The organism is Cytobacillus purgationiresistens, assembly GCF_030813235.1.
Lineage (GTDB): Bacteria > Bacillota > Bacilli > Bacillales > Cytobacillaceae > Cytobacillus > Cytobacillus purgationiresistens.
The window spans coordinates 1-5,678 of the sequence record NZ_JAUSUB010000065.1; the positions used below are offsets into that span (position 1 = coordinate 1).

Below are 5,678 nucleotides of genomic sequence, written 5' to 3' on the forward strand. Positions count from 1 at the left end.
CATACGAATTCATGGGACACTTGGTTATGTAAGTCCAATTGATTATAAACTTGAACACCTTAAAAAAGTTGTCTAGTTTAGTGTTGACATACCATGGACTAGCAAAATCTAATTTGTTTAAATCTGATAAAGGCCCAACTTTTGCAGGAGAAAACGGAAGGAAATCCCTAATCTTACCTGCAATATCCTTCACTGTACTTAATACTTTATTTGCAGCATTTACTATTCCATTTTTAATCTGATCCATGAGCCCTTGACCTGCACTAAAAAATGAGGCACCTAGAGTAGTAAACCATCCTAAAATACCTGTAAATGCACCTCTTATTAAACCACCAATTGCTCCCATTGCCGATGATACGGTGGATGTTAAAGTACTCCACATACCACTAAATCTACTAACAATACTTGCTCTCATACTAGTAAAAATACCCACAATAGAAGATTTTAATTTGCCTACTAACCCCAATACTTTTCCAATTCCCCATAATTGAACTAAGTTCCAAATTAATTGCCAAGCATTTTTAATAATTAAAAGAGCACTTTCCCATACACCAGACCAGTTCCCAGTGAACAGATTTGCAAAAAGTGTCATTATACCTGAAATTATACCTATTGCCCCAGTAATAACATTTTTAATATTATTAAATACTCCTACAATAATCATTTGTATAAATGGCCAAGCCCATTGCATAACCTGAACAATACTATTAACAGCAGTCGTAACAGCATTTCTAAAAGTCTCAGATGTTTGCCAAGCATGAATAAATCCAGCTACTAACGCTGCTATACCAATTAAAGGTAACAAAAAGGAGCCACTTAAAAATGAAAGAACTGCTGAAAGACTGGTCATTCCAGTCATTAAGGTGAGTAATCTTGTAAATAGGGGTCCAAGTTTTGTTATTAGTAAACCTACTGAACTAGATAATCCCCCAATAAAAGTAATTATTGTTGGTAGAAAACCCAATAATCCTATAAAACCTATGGTAGCCATTTGAATTGTAGGTGATAGGGTACTAAACCAACCACTTAATTCAGATATTATCGCTGTTAACGGAACTAAGGCTGTATTCGTTAATTGCAATAAGGCAACTGCAAAAGGTGTTAATGACTCATTTAAACTATTAATATTTTCCTGGTATTCTTTCCAAGCCTGACTTTGCTGTGCTCCTAATAATGCAGCTGCTTGAAGTGCAAGTAAAGGTGCAACAGCTTTTTGTGCAGACTCACCTAAATCATTTAATGTTTTACCCAATGTAGAATATTGACTTTCAGGGTTTGCACTTCCTCCGGCCGCAGACATATATGAATGCCTCCCTTCTAAATTGTTATTTATGCTTATATTTTTGTTTTTTTTCTGCTTCTTTTTGTTCTTGAGCAAGAATTTTAAAGTATGCAATCCATTCCGTTAATTCTTCAGATGTAATATTGTTCAGCAATTCAGATACGGTACACCCCAAACGTTCAGCAAGGTCAAAATAAAACCGACGTTCAGGGTGCTTTTTTAGTTTTTTACCTTTTCTTCAACCTGTCCTTCATTTAATCCAGATAAATCCATAGCAACGCGTGCAATTCGTTCAAGCGCTTTACCACTTTTAGCATTTAGAATATCGCGGTCTTCTGGTCCGAAAATTCTTTCGTTTGTTCCCGGTTCAAATAATGAAGCAATAATTAAATCAGGATACATTGCATTTAGATCTATTTCTCCTTTTTTATTAAGTGCATTACTTAGAATTCTATTTCGTGCCGAACCTGAGAGACCTCGAACCTCTACTTCGACCTTCCATTCAGGAATATATAAATTTTCGCTTGAAATATCTTGTGTATTTAAGATGTTATTTCTTAATTTATTCAATGCTAAACATCCTTCCATTTATGTCTGTAGTTCCTTCAAATTCTATAGCTTCTTCTACTAAACCACCAATTGTACTTGAAACCTCTGCAGTTTTTAGAATAGCCCACATACAAAAATCAAGGTCATTCTCATTTCCATAAAATTGAAGAACAACAGTAGTATTTTCTCGTAATGCATTTAATAATAGAGAATTATTAGTTTCATACCAATTTAGAATTTCTCCACTTGTGTCTTTCTGTCCATACAATCTTTTTTGATAATTAGATCCAAATTCGGGTGCGCTGAGATTTTCAATTTCTATACTATAAGTATATTCATATGACTTTCCTGCTAATGACAATGGAAGGAAAAACCCTGATAGTCGTATAGTAGTATTTTCACTTTTTTGCTCTGAGAAGGTAATTTCACCTTTCAATCTATTGACTTCATACAAACCTGATTCAATTACACTCCAGATTTCACCATCAATACTTTCTTCAACTTTAATATTATCTTCGTAACTAAATATTTTCTTTTTACGATCTACAATTGAGTATGTTGTAAAGTTTTGTGTTAAAGTCCCTTCATTCAAAAATTCAACAGGTTTACCTGTAACCATTACTTGGGATTTAAAGCCACTTATAGCCATATTTTATCCCTCCCCCATTAGATAATTGTTACTTCTCCCGTTCCTTCCAACTCAATTGCTAATTCCACAACACCTTCAGCAGATGCTGAAACTTCATAACTAGCAACCATTACTTCTTGCTGGAATCCATTGTTCCCATCTGGCAAAAACTGTATATATAATGGTGTGTTTTCAACTAAGGATTGGCGAATTTTTTGTTGACCATTAATATCATTTAGGTTTAGAAGGCCATTTAATTCATAACTGGTATCTCTTAATCCATATAATCTTTTTACGTGATTAGATCCAAATGTACTGATATCTTGGTTATCACTTTCCATTGGCATAGTTACTTCTTTTAAGTCTTGTACAACTGTAAATTGTTCTCCATCGCTTGAAACTTTTACTACTGTGTTTCTTCCTGCTAATGACATATTCATCTTCCTTTCAAATTTGATTACATTAATATTTTATTATTTACAAACAATTAATAACTTTCTTTATTTTCTATTAAAAATCCATAATAACTCTATCTGCTTTCCTCAATTAACTTAATGAAATTTAAGTTAACAAAGATGTGTCTGTTACCTGTCTCGAGAGTAAGGATTTTATTTGTTTCATCAAATTGCTTTAATGTACCCAGACAATATTCTTTATTGGTAAAATTAATTATGACTTCTTTGTTGATCAAATCACCTATCAAGTAAAATCACCTCCTAATAAAATATTAACCTTCTTAAGGTAAGTCAATGTGTCTTAAAAGTGTGCTAATAGTATTTTAAAAGTCTATATAAACTACTAAAATAAAATTTAATTTCGTAAATTATGTGTCAGAGGCTGTCTAATCGAGCCTCAGTCAAATTATTATCTAACAGAGTTGCAAATCGACGATGTTTTTTTAAGATTAATATGTATTAATTTGCTTGTTCTTCTCTTCTCACATAGATAATTAACAAGGAATTTTGATATTTTACTGGTGTCAATAAATAAGTTCTCTTAAACATAGAAGATTTATAAAGGGGACTCTAAATAATCTTTCAATTGCATATATTAATGAAAATTGCTAAATTAATGAAAAGGATACCAAGAGCATAAATACTTAAGTGATGATATTCTAATCCGATTTAAACATATGGAGGAGGTTAAGGTAATTGGCAAAAAAAGACAAGCATATTACATACATTGAAAGTTTATTGAAAGATGGAGAAGAAATTATAAGAGTACATCAGTGTTTTATTTATAATGGGTTGGGAGCAGTTGCTATTACTAATTTGAGAGTGATGTGTGGACGAAAAGGTTTTTTTACTGGTGAAAATATAGAAGAAGTTGATATAAAAAGTATTGGATCTGTTGAACTGCAAAACCATTTTACAGAAGCTGTATTAACAATTTATGTGAACGATTCTCATCAAAAGGTAATTATAAGAGATGGCTGGAAAGAAAGATTGAGTGAAACCAGACAAATACTTGTACAAACATTGGATGAACTCAAGGAAAGTCCTGTTAAAGATACGGGCTCTAAACCTTATTCCGTGGGTGATGAGATTCAGAAAATAGTGGAGTTAAAGCAGCAAGGACATATTTCAGAAAAAGAATTTGAGATTTTAAAATCTAATATCATAAATCGTTAGATCTAACAAAATATTGAAGAGATAATAATATAATAAATTTAAACATTAATGTATCTCTTGCTGTGGCTTTAGAATAAAGTTACGATGTTTATAAAAAAGACGCGATGTTTTCGAATAAAGACGCGACGTTTATAAAAAAGATGCGATGTTCTACCCCTTTAGATATGATCTGAAGGGGTGTTTATTTATAGTGAAAAAGGAAAGAACACCTGAATTTGAAAAGTTGATTAAGGAACTGCTAAGTGACAATAGTTGTTCTGTTAAAGGGCCATTATCCGGAATAAACCTTTAATAAAAAATGGCTATTTATAGTAAAGTGTTGTCTAAGGGTGGAGATGGGATGCTGCTAATACAAATGCAGTGAATTTATATCGAAATTTAGGTTTTATAGAGTTGGGAAGAGAAAAAAATTCAATCACTATGTTATTGGCTTTCCTTGAATAAGGAGGCGACCTTCAGAATTGGACCAGATTTGAGGAAATACGTGCTTATCTAGTATAAAAAAACTTATGTAGGAGAATACAGTATGAGAATTTTTAAGCAAGTAACTGCAAATGATGTCGAATTAAGACCATTACCTTTTTTAAGAGAGTTATCGATGGAATCTTATTTAGTTGAAAATGAGAGTATACTCAAGTTGGATGAAAATGATTTTTCTGATGTATCTATAATTGATGTGGAATTATCATTAAAAAATGGAAGAAAATATTCTGATGGCAGAATTGACATATTGGTCCAATATGGACAAGATACCTTTGGTGTGGTTGAACTAAAATTAGGTACATTATCTTCATTGCATTTAGAGCAATTGGAAGATTATATGAAAGAGAAGAAACAGCTTTTTAATACTTATATCAAACCTAATATAGATTTGGATTACAAGGATATAAAGTGGGTTGGAGTAATAGTTGGTTCTGCAATATCGGCAGAGCTTGATGAAAAATTGTCAAATGGCTATCAGATTGAAAACAATATCCCAGTAGCAGCATTAACTATTTCCAGATTTAGAGGGGAAGACAATCAAGTGTATGTAATATCCGATACAATTTTTAATAATAAGAGTAGAAATTTTGATAGAACAAAGTTTATTTATAACGGTGAAAAATATAACAAGGGTAGGTTAGTGTTAGAGGTTATTAAAGATTATTTGGCAGCTCATAAAACAAAAACCTATTTTGAGTTAAAACAAGATTTTCCTAATGATTTGCAAGGTTCTACTGGTGTGCTTACAACAAAAGAAAAAGCATTAGAAATATATGAAAAAACGGGTTATAAAAGATACTACATCAAGGAAGATGAACTAATAAAGTTAGAAGACGGAACTGTAATTGCTGTTACTACACAGTGGGGGAAAGGAAACCTATATAATTTCATTGATAGAGCAAGAGAATTTGGGTATAAAATCGAAAATGAATAATTATAAATGAGTTCTTGTAATCCCCAATGAAATTGCAAACATATACGGTGCTGCTTTAGTTGAAGAAACAAAAGGCTGGATAGGCTACACTTAGTTAGACAGAATTTTTAAGGTCAAGTAGACTACATATAATACTTTCAAGGAGAATCTACATGACTAAAAGAGAACGCC

At 32.0% G+C, this 5,678-nt stretch carries 6 protein-coding genes; 2 read left to right on the forward strand and 4 right to left on the reverse strand.

Translation table 11 applies throughout. The annotated features are described in order from the left end of the window. The 4 genes from J2S17_RS28580 to J2S17_RS28595 form a co-directional block, all read right to left on the reverse strand. Positions 1 to 1,300: phage tail protein (locus J2S17_RS28580; RefSeq protein WP_442342057.1), on the reverse strand; the 1,300-nt coding region annotated here is incomplete at its 3' end. Positions 1,301 to 1,501: 201 nt separating this feature from the next. Beyond that, positions 1,502 to 1,852, reverse strand: coding sequence for a hypothetical protein (locus J2S17_RS28585; protein ID WP_307480744.1), 351 nt, complete (start codon positions 1,850 to 1,852; stop codon positions 1,502 to 1,504). Beyond that, positions 1,845 to 2,480 (reverse strand): hypothetical protein, encoded by a 636-nt coding sequence (locus J2S17_RS28590; RefSeq protein ID WP_307480746.1) that lies wholly within the window; start codon positions 2,478 to 2,480, stop codon positions 1,845 to 1,847. Before J2S17_RS28590 ends, J2S17_RS28585 begins: the two co-directional genes overlap by 8 nt. 17 nt (positions 2,481 to 2,497) lie before the next feature. Beyond that, the gene (locus J2S17_RS28595) at positions 2,498 to 2,893 is read right to left on the reverse strand and encodes a phage tail tube protein (protein WP_307480747.1); all 396 of its coding nucleotides are present in this window, start codon (positions 2,891 to 2,893) and stop codon (positions 2,498 to 2,500) included. 717 nt (positions 2,894 to 3,610) lie between these two features. Here J2S17_RS28595 and J2S17_RS28600 point away from each other — a divergent pair. Beyond that, on the forward strand, positions 3,611 to 4,090 hold the full coding sequence (locus J2S17_RS28600) for a PH domain-containing protein (RefSeq protein WP_307480749.1): 480 nt from the start codon (positions 3,611 to 3,613) through the stop codon (positions 4,088 to 4,090). A gap of 526 nt (positions 4,091 to 4,616) precedes the next feature. Then, positions 4,617 to 5,507, forward strand: coding sequence for a hypothetical protein (locus J2S17_RS28605; protein ID WP_307480752.1), 891 nt, complete (start codon positions 4,617 to 4,619; stop codon positions 5,505 to 5,507). The last annotated feature ends 171 nt before the right edge of the window (positions 5,508 to 5,678 follow it).

Bases quoted from the DNA above. Each gene is read 5' to 3' on its own strand.
- J2S17_RS28590 (WP_307480746.1), bottom strand. From the start codon at position 2,480: ATGGCTATAAGTGGCTTTAAATCCCAAGTAATGGTTACAGGTAAACCT.
- J2S17_RS28595 (WP_307480747.1), bottom strand. From the start codon at position 2,893: ATGTCATTAGCAGGAAGAAACACAGTAGTAAAAGTTTCAAGCGATGGA.
- J2S17_RS28605 (WP_307480752.1), top strand. From the start codon at position 4,617: ATGAGAATTTTTAAGCAAGTAACTGCAAATGATGTCGAATTAAGACCA.